This window comes from Methanothermobacter sp. CaT2 (assembly GCF_000828575.1).
In the GTDB taxonomy this organism is placed as follows: Archaea; Methanobacteriota; Methanobacteria; order Methanobacteriales; family Methanothermobacteraceae; genus Methanothermobacter.
In genome coordinates, this window is sequence record NZ_AP011952.1 from 1551097 (window position 1) to 1572500 (window position 21404).

At 48.8% G+C, this 21404-nt stretch carries 29 protein-coding genes (1 of these 29 running past the window's edge); 18 read left to right on the forward strand and 11 right to left on the reverse strand.

Features of this window, described 5'->3' with window-relative positions:
- Positions 1-17 precede the first annotated feature (17 nt).
- Positions 18-632, forward strand: coding sequence for a hypothetical protein (locus MTCT_RS08030; protein WP_010877329.1), 615 nt, complete (start codon positions 18-20; stop codon positions 630-632).
- Positions 622-1533, forward strand: a complete 912-nt coding sequence (locus MTCT_RS08035) for a phosphate uptake regulator PhoU (RefSeq protein WP_010877330.1) — start codon at positions 622-624, stop codon at positions 1531-1533. The genes MTCT_RS08030 and MTCT_RS08035 overlap by 11 nt, the downstream gene beginning before the upstream one ends.
- A 7-nt stretch (positions 1534-1540) precedes the next feature.
- Here the strand turns inward: MTCT_RS08035 and MTCT_RS08040 are convergent, their stop codons facing one another.
- Positions 1541-1819 carry a 2TM domain-containing protein gene (locus MTCT_RS08040; protein WP_010877331.1) on the reverse strand — a complete coding sequence of 93 codons (279 nt, stop codon included), beginning with the start codon at positions 1817-1819 and terminating at the stop codon, positions 1541-1543.
- Positions 1780-2658: a citryl-CoA lyase gene (locus tag MTCT_RS08045; RefSeq protein WP_048061323.1), complete on the reverse strand. Its 879-nt coding sequence runs from the start codon at positions 2656-2658 to the stop codon at positions 1780-1782. Before MTCT_RS08045 ends, MTCT_RS08040 begins: the two co-directional genes overlap by 40 nt.
- 177 nt (positions 2659-2835) lie before the next feature.
- Here MTCT_RS08045 and MTCT_RS08050 point away from each other — a divergent pair, with 177 nt between their 5' ends.
- The 8 genes from MTCT_RS08050 (at position 2836) to phoU (ending at position 8873) form a co-directional block, all read left to right on the forward strand.
- On the forward strand, positions 2836-3651 hold the full coding sequence (locus MTCT_RS08050; protein ID WP_010877333.1) for a phosphate ABC transporter substrate-binding protein: 816 nt from the start codon (positions 2836-2838) through the stop codon (positions 3649-3651).
- A 92-nt stretch (positions 3652-3743) separates the two neighbouring features.
- Complete coding sequence (locus tag MTCT_RS08055; RefSeq protein WP_173402641.1) at positions 3744-4571, forward strand: phosphate ABC transporter substrate-binding protein; 828 nt, start codon at positions 3744-3746, stop codon at positions 4569-4571.
- Between the two features lie 10 nt (positions 4572-4581).
- A complete protein-coding gene (pstC, locus tag MTCT_RS08060; RefSeq protein WP_010877335.1) occupies positions 4582-5457 on the forward strand; it encodes a phosphate ABC transporter permease subunit PstC in 876 nt (291 codons plus the stop codon).
- Positions 5458-5467: 10 nt separating this feature from the next.
- Positions 5468-6319, forward strand: a complete 852-nt coding sequence (pstA, locus tag MTCT_RS08065; RefSeq protein WP_010877336.1) for a phosphate ABC transporter permease PstA — start codon at positions 5468-5470, stop codon at positions 6317-6319.
- 9 nt (positions 6320-6328) lie between these two features.
- Positions 6329-7081: a phosphate ABC transporter ATP-binding protein PstB gene (gene pstB / locus MTCT_RS08070; RefSeq protein WP_048061132.1), complete on the forward strand. Its 753-nt coding sequence runs from the start codon at positions 6329-6331 to the stop codon at positions 7079-7081.
- A gap of 2 nt (positions 7082-7083) precedes the next feature.
- Positions 7084-7737 (forward strand): phosphate uptake regulator PhoU, encoded by a 654-nt coding sequence (locus MTCT_RS08075; protein ID WP_173402642.1) that lies wholly within the window; start codon positions 7084-7086, stop codon positions 7735-7737.
- 17 nt (positions 7738-7754) lie between these two features.
- The gene (locus MTCT_RS08080; protein WP_048176261.1) at positions 7755-8192 is read left to right on the forward strand and encodes a DUF2226 domain-containing protein; all 438 of its coding nucleotides are present in this window, start codon (positions 7755-7757) and stop codon (positions 8190-8192) included.
- A gap of 21 nt (positions 8193-8213) precedes the next feature.
- The gene (gene phoU / locus MTCT_RS08085; RefSeq protein ID WP_010877340.1) at positions 8214-8873 is read left to right on the forward strand and encodes a phosphate signaling complex protein PhoU; all 660 of its coding nucleotides are present in this window, start codon (positions 8214-8216) and stop codon (positions 8871-8873) included.
- A gap of 316 nt (positions 8874-9189) precedes the next feature.
- Here phoU and MTCT_RS08090 read toward each other — a convergent pair whose 3' ends face one another.
- From MTCT_RS08090 to porC, 7 genes are read right to left on the reverse strand one after another with little or no spacing between them, the layout of a single operon-like run.
- Positions 9190-10035, reverse strand: a complete 846-nt coding sequence (locus MTCT_RS08090; RefSeq protein ID WP_048176263.1) for a fumarate hydratase — start codon at positions 10033-10035, stop codon at positions 9190-9192.
- 22 nt (positions 10036-10057) lie between these two features.
- Positions 10058-10489 (reverse strand): 4Fe-4S dicluster domain-containing protein, encoded by a 432-nt coding sequence (locus MTCT_RS08095; RefSeq protein ID WP_048176265.1) that lies wholly within the window; start codon positions 10487-10489, stop codon positions 10058-10060.
- A gap of 1 nt (position 10490) precedes the next feature.
- Entirely contained in the window at positions 10491-10994 is a 504-nt protein-coding gene (locus MTCT_RS08100; RefSeq protein ID WP_173402643.1) for a 4Fe-4S dicluster domain-containing protein, read from the reverse strand.
- Positions 10995-11000: 6 nt separating this feature from the next.
- Positions 11001-11867, reverse strand: a complete 867-nt coding sequence (porB, locus tag MTCT_RS08105) for a pyruvate synthase subunit PorB (RefSeq protein ID WP_010877344.1) — start codon at positions 11865-11867, stop codon at positions 11001-11003.
- The gene (gene porA, locus MTCT_RS08110; RefSeq protein WP_048176268.1) at positions 11864-13015 is read right to left on the reverse strand and encodes a pyruvate synthase subunit PorA; all 1152 of its coding nucleotides are present in this window, start codon (positions 13013-13015) and stop codon (positions 11864-11866) included. Before porA ends, porB begins: the two co-directional genes overlap by 4 nt.
- Positions 13016-13026: 11 nt before the next feature.
- Positions 13027-13272, reverse strand: a complete 246-nt coding sequence (gene porD, locus MTCT_RS08115; RefSeq protein WP_048176269.1) for a pyruvate synthase subunit PorD — start codon at positions 13270-13272, stop codon at positions 13027-13029.
- 5 nt (positions 13273-13277) lie between these two features.
- Positions 13278-13811 (reverse strand): pyruvate synthase subunit PorC, encoded by a 534-nt coding sequence (gene porC / locus MTCT_RS08120; protein WP_048176270.1) that lies wholly within the window; start codon positions 13809-13811, stop codon positions 13278-13280.
- A gap of 86 nt (positions 13812-13897) precedes the next feature.
- Between porC and MTCT_RS08125 the strand changes: the two genes are divergently transcribed.
- The 8 genes from MTCT_RS08125 (at position 13898) to MTCT_RS08160 (ending at position 19764) form a co-directional block, all read left to right on the forward strand.
- Positions 13898-15472 carry a dihydropteroate synthase-like protein gene (locus tag MTCT_RS08125; RefSeq protein WP_048176271.1) on the forward strand — a complete coding sequence of 525 codons (1575 nt, stop codon included), beginning with the start codon at positions 13898-13900 and terminating at the stop codon, positions 15470-15472.
- A gap of 120 nt (positions 15473-15592) precedes the next feature.
- Positions 15593-16510: a TIGR00269 family protein gene (locus tag MTCT_RS08130; RefSeq protein WP_048176272.1), complete on the forward strand. Its 918-nt coding sequence runs from the start codon at positions 15593-15595 to the stop codon at positions 16508-16510.
- A 28-nt stretch (positions 16511-16538) separates the two neighbouring features.
- Positions 16539-16739 (forward strand): MoaD/ThiS family protein, encoded by a 201-nt coding sequence (locus MTCT_RS08135; RefSeq protein ID WP_052457421.1) that lies wholly within the window; start codon positions 16539-16541, stop codon positions 16737-16739.
- A 10-nt stretch (positions 16740-16749) separates the two neighbouring features.
- Positions 16750-17610 carry a DUF89 domain-containing protein gene (locus MTCT_RS08140; RefSeq protein ID WP_048176274.1) on the forward strand — a complete coding sequence of 287 codons (861 nt, stop codon included), beginning with the start codon at positions 16750-16752 and terminating at the stop codon, positions 17608-17610.
- A gap of 41 nt (positions 17611-17651) precedes the next feature.
- Complete coding sequence (locus tag MTCT_RS08145) at positions 17652-18089, forward strand: thioredoxin fold domain-containing protein (RefSeq protein WP_048176275.1); 438 nt, start codon at positions 17652-17654, stop codon at positions 18087-18089.
- 4 nt (positions 18090-18093) lie between these two features.
- Entirely contained in the window at positions 18094-18684 is a 591-nt protein-coding gene (locus MTCT_RS08150; RefSeq protein ID WP_048176277.1) for a cytochrome c biogenesis CcdA family protein, read from the forward strand.
- A gap of 13 nt (positions 18685-18697) precedes the next feature.
- Positions 18698-19516, forward strand: coding sequence for an NAD(P)-dependent oxidoreductase (locus MTCT_RS08155; protein ID WP_048176279.1), 819 nt, complete (start codon positions 18698-18700; stop codon positions 19514-19516).
- A 50-nt stretch (positions 19517-19566) separates the two neighbouring features.
- Positions 19567-19764 carry a hypothetical protein gene (locus tag MTCT_RS08160; RefSeq protein ID WP_048176281.1) on the forward strand — a complete coding sequence of 66 codons (198 nt, stop codon included), beginning with the start codon at positions 19567-19569 and terminating at the stop codon, positions 19762-19764.
- Positions 19765-19771: 7 nt separating this feature from the next.
- Here the strand turns inward: MTCT_RS08160 and MTCT_RS08165 are convergent, their stop codons facing one another.
- Together MTCT_RS08165 and MTCT_RS08170 are read right to left on the reverse strand one after the other, a co-directional pair.
- Positions 19772-21082 carry an adenylyltransferase/cytidyltransferase family protein gene (locus MTCT_RS08165; protein WP_052457422.1) on the reverse strand — a complete coding sequence of 437 codons (1311 nt, stop codon included), beginning with the start codon at positions 21080-21082 and terminating at the stop codon, positions 19772-19774.
- A 32-nt stretch (positions 21083-21114) separates the two neighbouring features.
- Positions 21115-21404, reverse strand: the 3' portion of a protein-coding gene (locus MTCT_RS08170; protein WP_369798264.1) for an archaeosine biosynthesis radical SAM protein RaSEA. 775 nt of this gene lie beyond the right edge of the window; the window shows 290 of its 1065 coding nt (coding positions 776-1065); its start codon lies beyond the right edge, outside the window; the stop codon is at positions 21115-21117.

The window sequence follows — 21404 nt, forward strand, 5'->3', positions numbered from 1 at the left end:
GAAGAAATGGCTGAGGGGTGGTTGCATTGACCAAGGCCTTTGATATACTCATGGCGGGTGTGATCTCAGGGATAGTTGCATTCACAACCTCAAAGCTGGGAGTTGGCGGAACCGTCATGGGTGCCGTTCTGGGTTCAATGCTGTATCAGCTGCTTTCCCACTACTTCAGGGAGCCCCTCAAGAATGTTAAAACAGAGAGGGTTGAGAGCAGGGCGGTCTTTGCGATACCACTCATCATTATCGTCATAATCGAGTTCATCTACCTTCTTGGAAATTTCCAGTGGAGGCCACAGCAGATATTCTACTTACTTGAGGAGGCCACATCCTGGAACCTCTTCAGGTCAATAGGTGTGGGTCTCATGGTGATGGGTATATACCCCCTGTTGCAGCCAGAGACCATAAAGAAATCCTATGGTTATGTGCTCCTCCTAATGGGCTTCATCGTCCTGCTAAGGGGCCTTGTGGATGTGAACTCGCCCCTGGTAACTGTTTACAGGGCTATTTTCTATGAATTCGACGTTCTGATAACCGTTACGGTTATTCTTAGCCTTATCTACATGATCATATCCATATTCAGGGAATCCGTTGTTATAGTAATTGAAGATGAGGTGTCTGAGGAGAATGAAAAATAAGACAAAGAATGCTACTCTAAAATCGATCATAGATGTCATCCTCTATGAGAACCCGTCCACACAGGATGAAATCGCTGAACGCCTTGGCATAACAAGGAGGTACGTCACCAAGCTTCTGCAGCCCCTCATCAGGGAGGGCGTTGTTAGGAGGGCCTACATTGTGGATATAAAGAAATTTGATGAATTCCCTGAGCTCTTCGGTGAGGAGGTAACCTCGAGGGAATACGCTGGAAGCTTCTTCATAAAGGAGATACTCAGGGACATGGCACAGCATGTGTGCAAACAGCTCAACAAATCCTTCAGGTCCCTGGAGGAGTACGATGAGGACCTTGCAAATGAGGCCCTCAAGATGGACTACATAACAAACACAATGCATGAGAAGGTGCGCTCCTCTGTTGATACTGCAATAGCAATGAATCCCTACTCTGAGTTCAGCAAGACAATGGCCTTTACAGAGATAGCCTATGACCTTGAAAGGATAGGTGACCATTCAGCGATAATAGCAAACTTTGCCATAAAGGAATCCTATGAGGTTGACCCTGCAATGATGGAGTACCTCAGGGATATGTTCTCCATCGCCGTTGAGATGGTGAAAACTGCGATGGACGCCTTTCTTAATGAGAAACTGGAACTGAAGGCAACTCTCATGTCCCTCGAGGATGATATTCACAGGATCCAGAAGAATGCCCTTAACTGTGTCGCCACCCAGATGGCTGAAACACCCTTTGAGGATAAGGAGAGGTCAACCTATTACATATCACTCTCCAGGGTTGTTAAGACCCTTGAGAGAATAGCAGATATATCCATTGAGATATTCGACACTGCAGGTGAATACTACAGGAACATCCCGAGGACAACCACACCTGAACGCTTCAGGCGGAGGGAGAGAGAGGAGTCCTGATTAAGTTTCACCTGTTCCTCTTTTCTCTTTCCATGTACTCTTTTATCTTTTTCTCCTCCCATTCCTTACCCAGGAACCTATCACCTATAAAAACTCCGAAGGCATGCCATATTATTCCTATTCCCCAGAATACCGTTATCCAGTAGAACCACCATGTCCCGGGAGTTGAGAGGAGGTTTATGAGGAAGAGTGTAAGGTTAACTATTGTAAAAACTGATATGTGGATGTAAAATCCCTTGAGATCCTCTACTCTCTTCCTGGCTCTTTTGTATTCGTCGTCTTCCATATTTCTGACCCATTAAGTGTTCTGTAATCTGCTTCTAATATTCTTTTCTCCTCGCCGTCGTACTGTATTTCTTCGATTTCGAAGAATTTTCTGAAGGCTGGTTCCCTGACCTTTTCCTCGTAGACGTGGGATATGAGTCCTGGGAGGCGTCCTATCATGAATACTCCTGCTCCGGTCCTCCAGTCGAATCCCATGTCTGATAGTATGCCGGCGTTGGCCCCGTCAACGTTCATCCGGACTCCCTTGCGTTCCAGGAGTATCTCCTGGACCTCCAGTGCAAGGCTGGTGTGGGGTCCCACGCAGCCGTAATCCTCTGCAAGTTCCAGTAACCTGACGGCCCGGGGGTCGGCGTTGTGGTAGCGGTGCCCGAAGCCGGGGATCCTCCTGTTGGCCTGGAGGTGATCATCCACCAGCCTCAGGGCAGCATCAGGGATCTCATCCTCAGACTCGCAGGATGATACGGTCTCCTGGAAGAGCTTCATGGAACGCTCAATGGCACCCGCATGATTCTTACCAAAGGCAAGAAGACCCCCGGCAATACAGGCATGAACCGGAGAACCCGCCGAGGCAATCATACGGGCAGCCTGAGTACTCGGCGGAGTAACACCATGATCACAGAAGGACACCAGGACAGCCTCAAGCATACGCGCAACATTCTGAGGGGGAAGCTCACCCCTGATCAGAAGATAAACCATCTCAGAAAAGGAAACACCACCAATAAGATCCTCCTGAGAATAACCCCTCGTAACAATACGGTTAGGCTCAACACGCGTAATGGAAGTCCTCCACCTGGGATTTTTAACCCGCAGTATATCATTTATTATCCCTTCATTCATCATATCACTCCATCTGATCTTCATGTATTTAAATTTTAATGCATTTAGTGCATCTTTATTCACTTGTTGTGAATTAAATTCCTATGCACACAGGGTTTAGTTCACAAAATAGGTAATTAAGTACACAAAAATAGTAAATTTTAAATAGTTCTAGGATAAGGTAAAGGTTGAGGTGATAAAATGGACACCAAACTGATCATAGGAATAGTCGTGGCAATTGTAATTATTGCAGGCGCAGTCCTGGCACTTGGAGGTGGCGGACAGCAGGAGAAGATAGACATTGTTGGTTCAACATCTGTCCAGCCAGTTGCAGAGAAACTTGCAGCTGAGTACATGAAGAAGCACCTCAATGTTAAGATAAACGTCCAGGGCGGCGGATCCAGTGTCGGTATCAAGAGTGCCGCTGACGGCACAGCAGACATCGGAACAAGTTCAAAGGAACTCAAGCCCGATGAGAAGAAGGGCCTCACAGAATACCTTATAGGTAAGGATGGAATAGCCATAATCGTAAACAGCAAGAACACAGTCTCAGACCTAACAAAGGACCAGGTGAAGGATATCTTCAGCGGTAAGATAACCAACTGGAAGGAGGTCGGAGGCCCCGATGCAAAGATAACAGTGGTAACACGTGAAGACGGCTCAGGAACCAGGAAGGCCTTCGAGGAAATAGTGATGGGTAAAGAGACCAAGATAAAGAAGGATGCCATAGTTGAAAGTTCAACAGAGGCAGTTAAACAGGCAGTTAAACAGGATCCAAACGCCATAGGATTCATATCACTCGCCAATCTCGATGAAACAGTCAAGGCACTTAAAATAGATGGTGTCGCACCATCAGAGCAGACAGTCGCAGATGGATCCTACAAGATACAGAGACCATTCCTGTTCCTGGTAAAGGGCAGCGCAAAGGGTGCAGTTAAGGACTTCATAGACTGGGTCCTCAGCCCGGAGGGACAGGCAATAATCAAATCAGAAAAGGTTGTACCGGCAAAGGCCTAGTGGTTTTCACAACCACAACATTTTTTCTTTCCGTCACCTTCAAGTGAACTTTATTAACCAATAGGTGAAATCAATAACTGAAGGTGATGGACATGGAGCTGAAACCCAAAAACATCCTCATAATAATCATTATCATCGCACTCGCATACCTCATGATCAAACCCGGAGCAAACTATGAGAGAATTGAAATTGCTGGTTCCACATCTGTTCAGCCAGTTGCAGAGGAACTTGCAGCTGAGTACATGAAGAAGCACCCCGATGTTAAGATAAACGTCCAGGGCGGCGGTTCCGGGATGGGTATAAGGACGGTCCAGCAGGGAATAGTCGATATAGGGACCAGCTCAAAGGCCCTGAAACCTGAGGAAAAGGACGACCTTCAGGAATACGTGATAGGTAAGGATGGTATAGTGATAGCCGTTAACAACCAGAACCCCGTCGATGATCTGACAGTGGACCAGCTCAGGGATATCTTCAGCGGTAAGATAACCAACTGGAAGGAGGTCGGAGGCCCCGATGCAGAGATACATGTGATAGTCCGTGAGGAGGGATCAGGGACCAGAAGCTCATTCAAATCACTTGTCATGAAGGACGAGAAGATAAGGTCCGATGCAATCGTTCAGGGCTCCACAGAATCCGTGAAACAGGCCATAAAGAGCGACCCCTACGCAATTGGATTCGTTTCAATGGCACATATGAGTTCCGATGTGAAGGCACTTGAGGTGAATGGAGTGACACCCTCAGAGACCACCATAGCAGACGGATCCTATCCACTGGTGGTCCCATTCGAATTCCTGACAAAGGGAGAACCCAGGGGAGTCGTAAAGGACTTCATAAAGTGGGTTTTCTCACCTGAAGGGCAGGCCATTGTAAGGAGCCAGAAGGTTGTACCGGCAATAGCAAATGTCTCGGATGATACCTAGGAGGTAAAGCATGATCAGCAAAACAAGGGAAAAACTCATTGAGAAGGGTCTTTTCATAACCGCAATATTCTCAATAATCGCCATCCTTCTCATAATAGTCTTCATATTCAGGGAGGGATTCCCCATATTCCAGGGGTATGGGGTCACAAACTTCATCTTTGGAATGGACTGGGCACCTTCAGATGGTAAGTACGGCATCTTCACCATGATCGTCGGGTCACTGTACATAACCTTCCTGTCCCTGGCCATAGCCGTCCCCCTTTCAATCCTATGCGCAATATTCATGGCTGAGGTGTCACCTGAAATAATGCGCAGGATACTCAAACCGGTAATAGAGACCCTTGCAGCAATACCATCAGTGGTATATGGTTTCTTTGGGCTGATCATCCTGGTACCCTTCATAAGGTCCAGCCTTGGAGGTACCGGTTTCGGACTTCTAACAGCATCACTCATACTCACGGTCATGATAATGCCAACAATAATCAGTGTCTCAGAGGATGCCCTAAGATCGGTGCCACTGGAGTACAAGGAGGCCTCCCTTGCACTTGGGGCCACCCAGTGGCAGACCATCAGGAAGGTGATATTCCCGGCGGCACTGCCCGGCATCATCACATCAATCATCCTCGGGATGGGTCGTGCCATCGGTGAGACCCTGGCAGTTATCATGGTGGCCGGTAACGTCACCCAGATACCATCATCGATACTGGACCCTGTAAGGGCCCTCACATCCAACATAGCACTGGAGATGGGCTACGCCACCGGGCTACACTACAGCGCACTCTTTGGGACCGCCATCATCCTGTTTTTTGTCATAATGGCTCTGCTGGTGGTTGCCAACTACTTCCACTACAAGAAAAAGATAGTTATAGGTGGAGGATATCTCTAGGAGGCTTAAAATGTCCTTCAGAATAATATCACCCAAGACAAGCCAGAAGATAATGACAGGAATCTTCTGGGCTTCAGGAATCGTGACAGTACTGATACTGCTCATAATAATTGGCTACATACTCATGAAGGGCTTGCCAGCCGTAAACCTGGAATTCCTGCTTTCAGAACCGGTTGACTCTGGAAGAGCAGGTGGGATAGCTCCCATGATAGTATCCAGCCTCTACGTCACACTGCTAGCCGGTATAATAGCAACACCACTGGGTGTCGGGGCAGCGGTCTACATGACAGAGTATGCCACAGAGGAACGCATCGTGAAGCTGATAAAGTTCGGAGCAGAAACCCTGGCATCCATACCATCAATAGTATTCGGGCTTTTCGGCTTATCATTCTTCGTGGTTTTCCTCGGCCTCGGGTGGTCAATCCTCTCAGGGGGACTTGTACTGGCCCTCATGGCCCTTCCAACCATATTCCAGGTTGCCCAGGTCTCAGTAGAAACGGTTCCACAATCCTACAGGGAGGGAAGCCTGGCGCTTGGAGCCACAAAGTGGGAGACCATCTACAGGGTGGTTATCCCTGCAGCAATCCCCGGCATAACCACCGGTGTGATACTGGGAATGGCCAGGGCAATATCAGAGGCTGCTGCGGTAATGTTCGTTGTGGGGTCAGCACTTTCAATGCCAGTATCCATCTTCGACCCTGGAAGGCCCCTCCCACTGCACCTCTATGTGCTGGCAACAGAGGGCATTTCACTGAAGAACGCCTACGGCACCGCGGCTGTCCTTGTGATAATCGTCCTTTTAATCACGGTTCTAACAAACACTCTTGTTGATAGATACAGAAGGAAGATGATGGGGAGATAGGTGATCTGCATGTACAGAATCGAAGTTGAGGACCTGAACGTTTACTTTGACGAGGCGCACATCCTCAAGGATATAAATCTCAAGATACCCAAGAACACGGTCACAGCCCTCATAGGGCCATCAGGCTGTGGTAAGTCAACATTCATCAGAACCCTTAACAGGATGAATGATGTGATAAGCGGCTTCAGGCATGAGGGCCACGTCTACCTTGATGGTAAGGACATCTATGACCCTGACATGGATGTGGTGGAGCTCAGAAAGAAGGTTGGGATGGTCTTCCAGAAACCCAACCCCTTCCCTAAGTCCATATTTGAAAATGTGGCCTACGGTCTCAGGGTCCATGGATATGATGACAGGGACTTCATAGAGGAGCGTGTGGAGGAAAGCCTGAGGGCTGCAGCTCTCTGGGATGAGGTCAAGGACAAACTTGATAAATCCGCCCTTGGACTCTCAGGGGGACAGCAGCAGAGGCTATGCATAGCAAGGACCATAGCCATAGAACCTGAGGTTATACTCATGGATGAACCGTGCTCAGCCCTTGACCCCATATCAACCACCAAGATCGAGGATCTCATCCACAAGCTCAAGAATGACTACACCATCATCATAGTGACCCACAACATGCAGCAGGCCACAAGGGTCTCAAAGTACACAGCCTTCTTCCTGCATGGTGAAATAGTTGAAAGCGGCCTCACAGAGCAGATATTCATAGAGCCGAGGGATAAAAGGACTGAGGACTACATTACAGGAAGATTTGGATAAGGGTGTGGAAATTGATCGGCGCTCTCCTTGAAAGCAGACTTTCAAATGTCCTGGATGAAACCGTCAGGTATGGTAATGAAACCTCTGAAAGGGTGGGAAGAGCCGTATCCAGCTACATCAAAGGGGATGAGGAGACTGCAAGGGAATTGATAGATACAACGGCAGCTGTTAATGAGAAGAGCTACAGGATAGAGGATGAATGCCTCAAAATCCTTGGCCTTCATCAGCCCGTTGCAAAGGACCTGAGGCTGGCATCCAGTATAATGAGAAGTGCAATTGAACTTGAGAGGATAAACATACTCCTTGCCTACATTGCAAGGTACGCAATTGATGGAAGGGACAGGACACCTCCACACATAGAGTTCATGTCCCAGACGGTTCAGGATATGATAAATGATGCACTCGGGGCCCTCATGAACCGTGACATCCAGCTACTTAAAAGGTCAACGAGGAATTATATCCAGCTTCAGGATCTATACAACCAGCTTCAGGAGTCAAACAGGGACTTCTCAGAATCAGGTAATCTTATGCTGGTAGCAAGGAATCTGCTCAGCATGGGCCACCATGTTATGGGGATGGACGACAGGATAGCCTATCTCATAGTGGGTAAAAGGGTTATCCATCATAAGGTCTTCTACAGTGTACTTATGAAATGAATAGTTGGGGGGATTAAATGTGGCTACCCTTTGATAACCCGAGGAAGATGGACTACACCGTCCTTAAAAGGTCTTCAGTACCCGAATTTTCGTATATAAGGATCCTGGACAATGAAAACGAGGCCATAATCTTCGTAACGGGAAATAACATTGTGGGAGCCTGGCACATTGACTTCAACACCCTCGAGGAGACTCACAGCCATAAGGCAATGGAGAGACTGGAGATAAACCATGATTCAGTGGTGGAGGTCTATGAGACCGATGCGGATCTCTTCGAGACCCTGATTGAACTCAATGATGAATCAAAACTTTCAATACCCATTGATGCGGAGATTATAATAAATGAAATGTTCCTTGATAAATCATCCCGTGAGGAGCTCCTTGAAAGGTACAGGATAAGGGTTCCGACTGATGAGGCGATTGAAAGGTTGATTGAGGATTACAAATCCAGATAGTAAAATCCAGGAGGACTTTTAATGGAAAAGAAGTATCCGCGGATACTGTTCCGCAAAAGGCTTAAGGATCTGAGGAAGGATATGGAGGAGGTTTCACAGAAAACCCTTAAAACACATAAACTAGCAGTTGACCTCCTGATGGAGTATGATGAGGAAAAGAAGGAGAAGGTAATAAAAAACAGCAGGGCAATAGATGACATGGTCTTCAACCTTGAGAGGAAGGCTATAAGTTTAATAGCAGCTGAACAACCCGTTGCAGGAGACCTGAGATTTATAGAGGCCTGCATTAAGGTTGGAAGTCATCTCAAGAGGATAGGCTACCTGGCGGCCAACATAGCCGAGGCTGCAGAGAAACTGAAGGACGAGGAAATTCCGAGAAGACCCCTTGAAGACCTGAAGCACATGTCTGACTTCGTGCAGATGATGCTCTCCAAGGGAATCTACGCCTTCCTTGACCAGAACATGGAAATGGCGAGGGAGCTCAGGCATGATGATGATAAGGTGGATGACCTCTTTGACCAGACACTTGAACATGTAACAAGAAGCATGTTTGAGGATAAGGAATCAATCTCATACCTGGTTAATCTCCTCTTCATAGCAAGATTCCTTGAGAGGGTTGGTGACAGGGCTGTCAGCATTGCTGATAGGACGATCTTCATGATAACGTGTGAGAAGCCATGAAGGCTGTCAGCATTGCTGATAGGACGATCTTCATGATAACGTGTGAGAAGCCATGAAGGCTGTCAGCATTGCTGATAGGACGATCTTCATCTGAGAGAAGCATGAATAAACACCTAATTCCAACCTTTATTTTCACTGTATTCCTATCATCTACAGCCCTTTTATTCTTATTACCGGAAAAGCATCTACATTTTCAATTTGTCTGGAGGTGCCTCATGGAATGCCCGATGGATGTTCATCCCGGAAGAAGAAAAATTAACGGTACTGAATGTATACTCTGCCTGAGATGTGTTTTTTCACGTCCCGCCGGAGCCCTTCACATATGATCTCTCAGGATTGCAGTGGCTCTCCTTGCAGCCCAGCACTGTATGCAGACACCCACGGGGAGCCCTGCAGTGTGTGTATGGGCAGTCTTTATCTTAACGTCAAGGGCGGTGGTCTTACCACCCATACCCATGGGGCCACTGCCAGACTCGTTGATGGAGTTCAGTATGTCCTCCTCAAGGGATGCAAGTTTTTTATCAGGATTTCTCTCCCCAACACGTTCAAGCAGGGCCTTCTTTGCAAGTTTCATCGCAAGGTCAGAGGAGCCACCGATACCCACACCCACAATTACAGGGGGGCATGGCTTTCCACCGGCTTCCAGGACGGTCCTCACAACAAAGTCCTTAATACCCTCAATTCCATCACCCGGGAGGCCCATAAGGAGTGCATTGTTGTTCTCAGACCCGAATCCCTTCGGAAAAACTGTTATATCAAGATTATCAGTGTCTGTGATTTCAACGTCGATCTGGGGTATCATCTGACCGGTATTTGTGCCGGTGTTCTCCCTTGTGAGGGGATCAACAACATTTGGGCGCAGCGGAACCTCCGCTGTGGCCCTCTCAACACCTGCAGCTATACCCTCATAGAGGTCTTCAACCTCAACCTTACCCATCCTCACAAAGACGATGGGGAGCCCGGTGTCCTGACAGACAGGCACCTCCATCTTCTCTGCCAGTTCAATGTTATCAAGGATTGCCTTGAGGTTGAGGAGGGCTATCTCGTCTTCCTCCTGGAGGTAGGCCTTTTTAAGTGCAAGCGTGACATCGGGGGGTATCCTGATAACAGCCTCCCTGAACAGACGGCACACGGTCTCCTCAACGGTCTCCCTGCTTATCATAGGATCACCATAAAAAATTAGTTTAATATTTCATCAGATTTTTCAGGCGTTTGAGCTCCCCGGCTATTTTATCCCTCTTTGCAGCCATCATATCCTCTGAGCTTTCACTGAGGGCGCCCTTGGGGCATACCATTACGCAGAGGGGCTTCTCCCTGTCGATGCAGAGGTCGCATTTCACTGCAACACCCCTCTCATTCAGGGTTATGGCACCCACGGGGCAGGCGTCCCGGCAGAGGCCGCAACCGATACACCGGTCCTCCAGGATGACCACAGCACCATCCACTTCGACTATGGCATCCTCAGGGCATATGTTGAGGCAGGGGGCCCTTTCAGGTGAGCAGTGCATGCAGAAAACTGGAACACCATCTATAACCCGGATGGCGTTCTTTGGACATATCCTCTCACATTTCATGCACTCATCGCACAGTTCTGGATTTGAAACCAGCTCTCTCATTCTAGTCCTCCTGTTCAAGCTTCTGCCGGGCCTTCCTCTTCGCTGTAAGTATGCTGAGGATATCTGATCCCCTCTGGCCCTTGCTGACACCTGCCATCCGTGATACAAATTTCTTCTGCCTTTCAAGTTTGAGTTTCTCAGTGTCTATGACGCTGAGGGCCCTCTTTGAGCACGCCTTTACACATGCGGGGGTGTCAAGGTCCGGGCACTGGCTGCACTTCTGGGCCTTACGGTCCTCCATGACGACGGCGCCGAAGGGACACACCACCATGCAGAGGCCGCAGCCGATGCACCTCTCAGGGTCCACCTCATCATCAATTGCATCGGTGGGGCAAACAGTTCTGCACGGGGCGTCCTCGCACTGCTGGCAGATTATGGGGTAATAGACGTCGTCAAGTTCCCTTATCATTATGCGGGAGGCACCGTAAAGTTTTTTACAGGCCTCTTCACAGTCCCTGCAGCCATCACAGAGCTCTGGCTGAATAACGATCTTCTGCAATTCCATCCCCCGCTATATCCTGAGTTCCTGGCATACACTGTCAACGTATTCCTGGATTCTGGCCTTCTGTTCCTCTGTGAGGTGTCTGAACCTTTTCTGTGCGTTGAGGTACTCCTCAACGGGTTTCCTCTGCACTGGCCTGTAGGTGACCCTGAAATCACCATCCTCTATCTCATAGAGTATCCAGGACCCGGTTTCAACTGCCAGCCTTCCGAGTTCCACTGTCTTCGCAGGATCAAAACCCCATCCGGTTGTGCATGGCTGGTGAAGGTGTATATAGGCAGGACCATCGGTTTCCTTGGCCTTTCTGACCTTCTCCATGAAGTCCTCAGGATATGATATTGATGCGGTGGCAACGTAGGGCACTCCATGGGCTGCCATTATGAGTGGCATGTTCTTCTTGGGTCTGTCCTCACCGAAGCTCTCCTTCCCATGGGGTGACGTGGTTGTTGAGGCACCGTAGGGTGTTGAGGCACTCCTCTGTATACCGGTGTTCATGTAGGCCTCGTTATCGTAGCAGATGTATATGATGTTGTGGCCCCTCTCCATTGCACCTGATAGTGCCTGTAGTCCGATGTCTGCTGTTCCACCATCACCTGCAAAGGCCACTACGTTAACGTCATCCCTTCCCTTTGCCTTCAGAGCCCTTTCAACGCCTGATGCAACTGCAGCGGCGTTTTCAAATGCAACATGTATCCAGGGTATCCTCCATGCGGTTTCAGGGTAGGGTGTGGTGATAACTTCAAGGCAACCTGTTGATGATACTGCTACGGTGTTCTTTCCAAGAACCTTCAGGGCCAGCCTGACTCCAACTGTAGCACCGCATCCTGCGCATCCACGGTGCCCTGGGGCCAGAAATTCTTCTTCAGGTATTTTCATTCTGATTCCTCCTTGAGACCGATCCAGGTGACGCTCCTTTCAGGGTTTTCCGTCCTTCTAACTATTTCCTCGATGTGTGCGGGTGTTATGTCCCTTCCACCAAGGCCCACAATGAATCCATAAACCTCCCTGTCACCTAGCAGGGCACTTATCTCTGTGTAAAGGGCTCCGCCGACACTGAATGTTATGTTCTTATCGAGGACCGCTACTTTACTGGCGTTCCTAACAGCCCTTTTAATCTCCTCAGCCGGGAATGGCCTGTGCACCCTGACCTTAAGTAGTCCAACGGCCTTTCCATTATCCCGGAGTTCATCGATGACCTCCCTGAGGGTGCTGCAGACTGAACCCATGGCCACCAGGATTATTTCTGCATCTTCACAGCGATATTCCTCAACAAGGCCGTATTCCCGGTCGAACATTTCGCTGAATTCCCTGCATGCCCTTTCAATGATCTTCCTTGAACGCTCCATGGCCTTCTCGACCTCATAGCGGGCCTCCATGTAATAGTCAGGGTCTGTGAAGGTACCCAGTGACATGGGCTCATTAGGGTCAAGCATTACCTGGGGCTGGAATTCAGGGAGGAAGCTGTCAACATCCTCCTGTGAGGGGATGTCCACGGGTTCAACTGTGTGGGTCAGGATGAACCCATCGAGGCACACCATACTGGGCAGCAGAACATCCCTGTCCTCTGATACCCTGTAGGATAGAAGGACAGAATCGAGGGCTTCCTGTCCATTTTCAACGTATATCTGCATCCACCCTGAGTCCCGCTCTGCTATTGAATCCTGCTGGTCATTCCATATGCTGAGGGGTGCTGAGAGGGCGCGGTTTGCATTTGCCATGACGATGGGATTCCTGAGCCCTGCTGCAGCATAGACTATCTCATGCATCAGCGCCAGTCCCTGGGAGGATGTTGCGGTGAAAACCCGGACTCCAGCTCCTGAGGCGCCCACGCATGCGCTCATTGCACTGTGCTCTGATTCAACCCTTATGTATTCTGCTTTGAGTTCGCCATCAGCCACGAATTTTGCAAGGTACTCGGAAATTGAGGTTTGGGGTGTTATGGGGTAAACAGGAATGACCTTTGGTTTTGCAAGCTTTGCTGCTTCTGCAACGGCCTGATTTGCTGATATAACCTTAAGAACCATTTAAGTCTCTCCTACTTTTCTCTCTCCATCTTAATTGCTTTAACGGGACACTCCTCTGCACATATTCCGCATCCCTTACAGTAATCATAGTCTATTTCATGTTCCCTGTTTATACACCCTTCCGGACAGAAAAGTATGCAGTTGTCACAGTCTATACATTTGTCCTTATCAAGAACCGGTTTGAATGTTCTCCAGCTCCCGGTCTTGTTTTTAACGGTGCTTCCAGGCTTTTTAACGGTTGCTCCAAGTGATTCCATCATGTTCACCCTGAGTTTTTCATCTCTTCGTAGGCCATCCTTGCAGCCTCGGCATTCTTCTCCCCTATCTTTCCAGGGAATGTTTCCTTAATGATCTTTATGAGTGAATCGATGCTTACAAGGCCGGTTACGCCTGCAAAGGCACCCAGCATAACAGTGTTAACAATCGGCCTTCCAAGGGTCTCCAGCGCTATTCCTGTGGCGTCGATGGTGTGAACCTTAACGTCCCCTCCCTGGAAGTCCCCTGACTTGTTTAACACAACAACACCATCATCCTTTAAACCTGAGAATACATCAACAACGTCAACCAGACCCTCATCGAGAACAACAACATAATCCGGATTATAAACCTGATACCTTCTCCTGACTGGCGAGTCATCAATTCTTGTGAAAGCCATAACTGGAGCTCCTCTTCGCTCAACACCGAAGAATGGGAATGCCTGTGAATATTTACCGTCTTCAAATGCGGCTTTAGCTAGAATCTCTGCCGCTGTAACAGCGCCCTGCCCACCGCGTCCATGAAAGCGAATTTCGATCATAGTTTACCTCCATTTCTCATTGTTAATCATTATAAATTTTTAATATATATACATGTTGGTCAACTAAAATTAATGGGGGTAACGAAATGAAAGTCCTCATAATCACAGGAAAACTTGCATCAGAGACTGTAAGGGAAGCATCATCCACTTCCGAGCATGAAGTTCATGTTCACGTTGCTGACACTCCCATAGCAGCCTTTTTAACACCTCGAAGGATAATATCTGAGATCCGAAAGATTAACTTTTCGGATGAGGGGGAACCTGACATCCTAATCGTGCCGGGACTCATACCCAAGGATGTGGGGATTATCGGGGAGAGGACAGGCATACCCGCATACAAGGGACCAACAGATGCAGCCGACCTTCCCATAGTTCTGGACCTCCTGGGGGAACTTGAACTCTCAACAGAAAAACCCGCCGACAAACTGATAGAGGAGGAACAGAGGAAGAGGGCCCTGCAGTTCATAGAGGACTTTGAGAACGATCAAAGAAGGATAAGCACACTCCTTGAGAGGGATGAAAACATACTCGTCGGGGGCTTACCGACCGGAAGGGACTTCCCCATGAGGGTCCTCGCCGAGGTGGCCAATGCACCCCTCCTGCTGGAGCAGGGCAGGCTCAGGGAACGCATCGATTACTTCATAAGAAGCGGTGCAGACATGATAGACCTTGGAATGCTTGCCGGTGAGGACAACTCTCACCTCATACCGGAGATAATAAGGACAGCACGATCCGCAGCAGGGAAGGTGCCGGTAAGCGTGGATAGTCTGAACCCGCCTGAGATTGAGGCTGCAGTGGAGTGCGGTGCAGACATGATACTGAGCCTCGACCTGGGAAACTACAGGGAGGTTCTGCCGCTCCTCAGGAAACATGGGGTGCCTGCGGTGATCCTGCCAACAGATTACAGTCAGGGATGGGTCCCGGAGACAGTTGAGGAGAGGGTTGAAGCCCTGGAGGAGCTTAAAAGGAAGTGCCGCGGCATAGATGTCATAGCTGACCCTGTACTGGACCCTGTAAACAGCAGGAGCATAGTTGACTCGGTTATGGCCTGCAGGATGTACGCAGAGAGAAACCCGGACCCCATATTCTTTGGTGTGGGTAACGTGACGGAGCTCCTGGACACCGACTCCACCGGCGTAAACGCCCTCCTGGCAGGTTTCGGGATGGAACTTGGTGTCAGCATACTGTTCACGCCCGAGGAGAGTGGGAAGGCCCGTGGAAGTGTTTATGAATTAGCGGTGGCATCACAGATGATGTTCCTTGCCAGACACCGTGGCTCGGTTCCAAAGGACCTCGGTATCAACCTGGTGCTGTTCAAGGACAAGAGGAGGTCAGGAGGGGTTGTAGAGAAGGTTGATGTCCCGGTCATTGAGGCAGAGGGAGGAATGAAGTTCGTTAGGGACAAAATGGGAAGCTTCAAGATTATGGTGGAGGATGGGCAAATAAAGGCAGTACTCTACCAGGGAATGGAGCCCAGAACTGCCCTGACATCAGACAGCGCCAAAAAATTATATGAGGAGATCATAAATAGAAACCTTGTAAGCAGACTTGAACATGCAGCCTACCTCGGGGCCGAACTTCAGAAGGCAGAGATAGCCCTCAGGACAGGCAAAGATTATGTCCAGGATTTTGAACTATTTGAGAGGTCATTCCCGCTTTGAGGGGATTTAGGAGACAGAGTTGGTGAAAGGGCCCTAATACATACTTTGAGGGGATTCAGGAGAAGTTTGTGTTGAAGGGACCCTCATACAACTTCATTAACAATTTACAGGAGATTTACCATGCAGTGCACCAGATGCGGATCAGAGGGTGTCATAATAAACAGGAAATACTCAGGACAGCTACTCTGCAGCGACTGCTTCATAGAGACAACAAGAAAAAAGGTAATGAGGGATATAAGGAAATATAAGCTGATAGAACGTGGAGACAGGGTACTTGTCGGTTTATCCGGTGGAAAGGACAGCGTGATGGTCATTGACATCCTTGATGAACTCAGGGAAAGAAACATAATAGAACTTGAGGCGGTCACCATCGATGAGGGTATAGGCGGGTACCGTGAGGATGGAGTAAGGATCGCCAGGAAAATATGTGCCGACAGAGGCATACCCCACAGGGTTGTCAGTCTGAAGGACTATGCAGGAATAACACTGGATGAGATAATGAAAAACCCCTCACGGAGCGCATGCACCTACTGCGGAGTGTTCAGACGCTGGATACTTAACAGGGAGGCCAGGAAGAGCAAGGCAACGAAGATAGCAACCGGCCACAACCTCGACGATGAGACCCAGGCAATAGTCATGAATTACCTTGAGGGAAATCTCGAGAACCTCACACGGATAGGCCCCATGACATCATCTGCAGGGGGAAGGTTCATACCAAAAATCAAGCCCCTGAGGGAGATACCCGAGAAGGAGGTGGCCCTCTATGTACTTGCAAGGGGCCTGGACGTTCACCTTGCAGGGTGTCCCTATGCATCAGGTTCATTCAGGAGGGAGATAGGTGACTTCCTCAAGCAGATATCAGTGAAACGCCCAACCATAATGTACTCAACACTCAGGGGATTCGACAGGATAAAGGAGATCCTCAGAAGGGATTTATCGGAATCAGGGAGATCAGGTATCTGTGTCAAATGCGGTGAACCTGCATCAGGAAAACTCTGCAAGGCATGCACATTTATAGAGGAATTAACGAAAAGATGATGAAACCCCAGTATACATGGTGATAGGGATGAAGTTTACAGTAATCACAGATGACGGGAAGAAAATACTTGAATCAGGGGCTCCACGAAGGATAAAGGATGTTCTGGGGGAGCTTGAAATTCCCATTGAAACGGTTGTCGTGAAAAAGAACGGCGAAATAGTCATAGAGGAAGAGGAGATCTTCGATGGCGATATCATCGAGGTCATAAGGGTTATCTACGGCGGTTAAAGGTGGGTGGATGAAGGTATACTATGAATGCGCACCGTGTTTCCTGAGACAGGCCAGGGAGGCCCTCGACCTTGCAACCGATGATGAGGAACTCAAACTGAGGGTCATGGAAAATATACTCGAACTCCTCAGTGAGAGGTTCAGGAGGGGACAGGTATCAAATGAACTCGGGACCAGGATGCACAGACTCATAAAGGATATGACAGGATCAGAGGACCCCTATCTTGATGAGAAGAGGAGATGCAATGAAATCGCATTGAGGTTCCTCCCAACTGTAAGGGACTACCTTGAAGGTCACAGCGACCTTGAGAGTCATGTGAAGGTGGCAATAACAGGTAACATAATAGACTTCGGGGCACTGGGCCTTGACTTCGATCATGACAGGGGTATCCAGGAGTCCCTCAGGGCACCCCTCACCATAAACCATGTCCCACTACTTGAAGATAGACTCAGGGAGGCCTCTGAGGTCCTTTACCTCCTTGACAACACAGGTGAGATCCTCTTCGACAGGCCGCTCATTGAAAAACTGGTCGAATATGATGTAAGCGTGAAGGTCGCTGTTAAGGGCGAACCCATCCTTAATGATGCATGCATGGAGGACGCCCTCGAAGCAGGCCTTGATGAAGTTGCTGAAATCGTAACTACAGGTACAGACTCTGTGGGCATCGTATACAGTGACCTCTCAGATGAATTCCGGTACATGCTGGATGGAACCGAACTCGTAATAGCCAAGGGTATGGGTAACTATGAGGGCCTAACAGAGATCTCTGATGGTTCCAGGGACATATTCTGTCTTCTAAATGCGAAATGCTCTGCAATCGCAAGGGACCTGGGTGTTGCGAGGGGTGACAATGTTGCTGTTAAGATCTGATTTAGAGGTCATCATGAACTGCAGGAAGGGAGCATGGTAAATTGGATGAAGCAAGGAAGTGGGCCCTATTCGGACTTCTCGCAGGACTCTCAATTGTACTCATAATCTATGCAGTCCAGCCCAGAGTGCCTCAGAGCTTCACGACGGATGAAAAGGACCTTAAATGGTATACTGAACATGATGAGGCCATAAAGGAGGCTTCGAGGACAGGTAAAAATGTTTTCATGGTATTTTCTGCTTCATGGTGTCCGGCATGTCAGAAACTGGAATCTGAGACACTCCAGAACACTGAGGTTCAGAGGAGGCTGGCAGAGGATTTCATCGCAGTCAAAGTTGATGTTGACACCAGTCCAGCGCTGTCCTCGAGGTACAGAATTTACGGGGTCCCGACGGTAATAATACTGGATCCCTCTGGAAATGAGATAGGAAGAAGGGAGGGCTACATGAGCCCCGATGAACTCATATCCTATCTGGGGTAGGATCATGCAGGACCATATCATTTCATTCACGGCTGGAATACTATCAGTCCTGTCACCATGCATTCTACCCGTCATACCTGTCCTCTTCTCAGAATCTCTCATCGGTAGCAGGAAAGAGAGGTTCCTTTTTCTTTCTGGTTTCTCATCCCTCTTTCTCTTCATAATAATCCTCACAGCCATATTCACAGCCTCAGTTAATTACTATCTCCTCTACCTGAGGATCCCGGCTTCAATCATGCTGATCATCATGGGGCTTCTTGTTCTATCAGAGAAACCCTTAATATCCATCAGGACTCCCCCAGCAGAAAACCATGTTCTCATGGGCTTACTGACGGCCATCGCCTGGACTCCCTGCTACAGCCCCTACCTCATAGGTGTGATTGCATACTCAGCATATACAGGGATTCCCGGGGCCCTTGTTAACATGGCACTTTACACCCTGGGACTTACCATAGCCCTCATAGCACTGACCCTTCTGGCCGAACCAGTATTAAGGAGACTCCTGGGAGGCTCCAGAGATATTAGGAGGGCTTCAGGGGCACTTATAGTAGTTGCAGGTATTTATATGCTTTATCAGCTTATTCCATTACCATGAAAGGGGTGATTCTTTGAGAGTTGGATTTATCGGCTTTGGTGAAGTCGCACAGACCCTTGCTTCACGTTTAAGGAGCAGGGGAGTGGAGGTTGTCACATCACTGGAGGGAAGAAGCCCATCAACCATTGAGAGGGCCAGGACCGTGGGGGTGACTGAAACATCAGAGGAGGATGTTTATTCATGCCCGGTTGTCATATCCGCAGTAACACCCGGTGTTGCACTGGATGCCGCAAGGAGGGCAGGCAGACATGTCAGGGGGATATACGTGGATATTAACAACATATCACCTGAGACGGTGCGCATGGCATCGTCCCTCATTGAAAAGGGAGGATTTGTGGATGCAGCCATAATGGGCAGTGTGAGGCGAAAGGGCGCCGATGTACGTATCATAGCCTCTGGAAGGGATGCAGAGGAATTCATGAAGCTCAACAGATATGGATTGAACATTGAGGTGAGGGGACGGGAACCCGGGGATGCATCGGCGATTAAAATGTTGAGGAGCAGCTACACAAAGGGTGTTTCGGCGCTTCTCTGGGAAACACTAACTGCAGCCCACAGGCTGGGCCTTGAGGAGGACGTACTTGAGATGCTTGAATACACTGAGGGCAATGATTTCAGGGAATCAGCGATTTCAAGGCTTAAAAGTTCATGCATCCATGCCAGAAGAAGATATGAGGAGATGAAGGAGGTCCAGGATATGCTGGGGGAGGTCATTGACCCCGTAATGCCCACCTGTATAATGAGGATATTTGAGAAACTGAAGGATGTTGAGGTGTCTGCAGATGCCGATTACAGGGATGTGCTTGATGAGGCCCTCGACGCATTCCTGTGAGTTAGATGCAGTTATAAGTGTGAAAATAGATACTATTCTAGGGTGAGGAAATGAGTTCAGACCTTGAGAGGGAGTGTGCTGAAAACCTCATGGGACTTGTGGGTAAAAGGATCATCGACATTGACTTCAGTTCATATGATGATGAATGCTGGAGGATCCACATCAGGACCGAGTCTGAGATGATAGTCATGACCTTCTGCCGTGACTGGAAATGTCCGGTGGTGGAGCGGAGGGATAGGGTAAAATAGACATTTATTATGGCTCTCGCCCTGTTTTTCTCTGGTTATTGATTGTTATAAGGACTCTGAATCCATCCCTTCTCCTTTTAACCTTTGCACTGAAGGGTATTATGTGGGAGTCTATTATGAGTCTGAGATAGGTTGCCATCTGGGCTGGCAGGTGCATGGGGCTTTTTATCTTTGCACCATTCCTTATCTGACAGGAGAGTACACCCCTCCGGTCAACATATATCTTGGCATCCATACCATCCTTGACCAGTTTAACCTCATCCCTTCGCAGGTTCAGACCAGCCTCCACCTTTGATGGAGGATTCACTCTGTGTTTGCCACTCTGGAACATTTCATTGGCCCTCTTTGAGCTGATACCCTCAGCAACCCTCTCTGATACGAACCAGGCCCTCCTTATAACATTTATCACACTCTGATCCGGAGGAATCCACCCCCTCTCAGTGTAGTGCTCGATCAGGTCCCGCACCTCGGACCTCCTGACGTTCATCTCAATGGAACTCATGGCAAGCCTTGTGAGGACAGGTCCATACCCGGCCTTTCTGAAGGCAGCCCATATCTGATTCTCCCTGTAAAATCTCCTGTTTTTAACTATGGAATTCACAGCATCAGCGTTTAGATATGCTATTTCCATGAGATCGGCCTGTGACAGGTTGTTCATCCTTTCCTTTATGATTTCAAGGTTTCTGCGGCCTGGAACCGTGCCCCTCTCTATTTCCCTTTCAAGTATGCTGATGGTTGTATCGGGCAGTACCCTCGCAACATCGGGTGGGATCTGAAGGTTGTTCTCAATTATCCTCTGCCTTATCTCCCTACCGGAAATCTTTGAACCATCGACAGTGAGCTCTGGAATTATATGGAACCTCATTTTACGGCCGTACTTACCATAGAGGAATTCATTGACAGCAAACCATCTTATAACGTTCCTGTTTGGCAGTTCACGGGGTATCCCACTGAAAATTCCCCTGGATGCAAACTCCCTTGCCTTTCTGATTATGAGGTCTGTTGAGACGTTGGCTGCGTCGACATAGTCAACAACACCATCCTCTATCATCATGGCTATCCTTATGGGGACCGTGTAGGCCAGGGTGAGGCGATGGTGCAGACCCTCAACTGGAACAACCCTGTCTGCTCCGGCCTTCAGGGCCATCTCCTTACGGGCCTCATAGGGGACGAAGAAGGGCGCGTGATTTGCGCTGAAGTCCTTGTTAAGGTATATAACAACTTCATCTCCTGTTTCATCAGCTATTTCACGTCCCTTCTCTATGAGCCTGGCGTGTCCAAGGTGTACAGGGTCAAAATCAGCGCTTATACCTATCATGTGAATCAGTCTTTGTCCTGATTGTGCCGTCACTAGCTGTAATCTTCGTACCTTATATCAGTTGATCCCGTGAGTTCTGAGAATTTTAACTCTGCACTCCACCGCTCCCTGCACTCACATTCATAGGGAGGAACCATTTCCTGCTCAAGGTTTGATTTTATTATGAGCTTCTTGAGGTCCCGGTTACACTTCCTGCAGTTGTAGGGGCCCCTTGACGTCCCGAAACCTGAGGTGTCCATTATTGACGGTATTGACACGGTCTCTCTGGTTCTGTTAATTATCTCAACAAGGCTCCATATCCATGGCGGCCTGTAGGATCCCC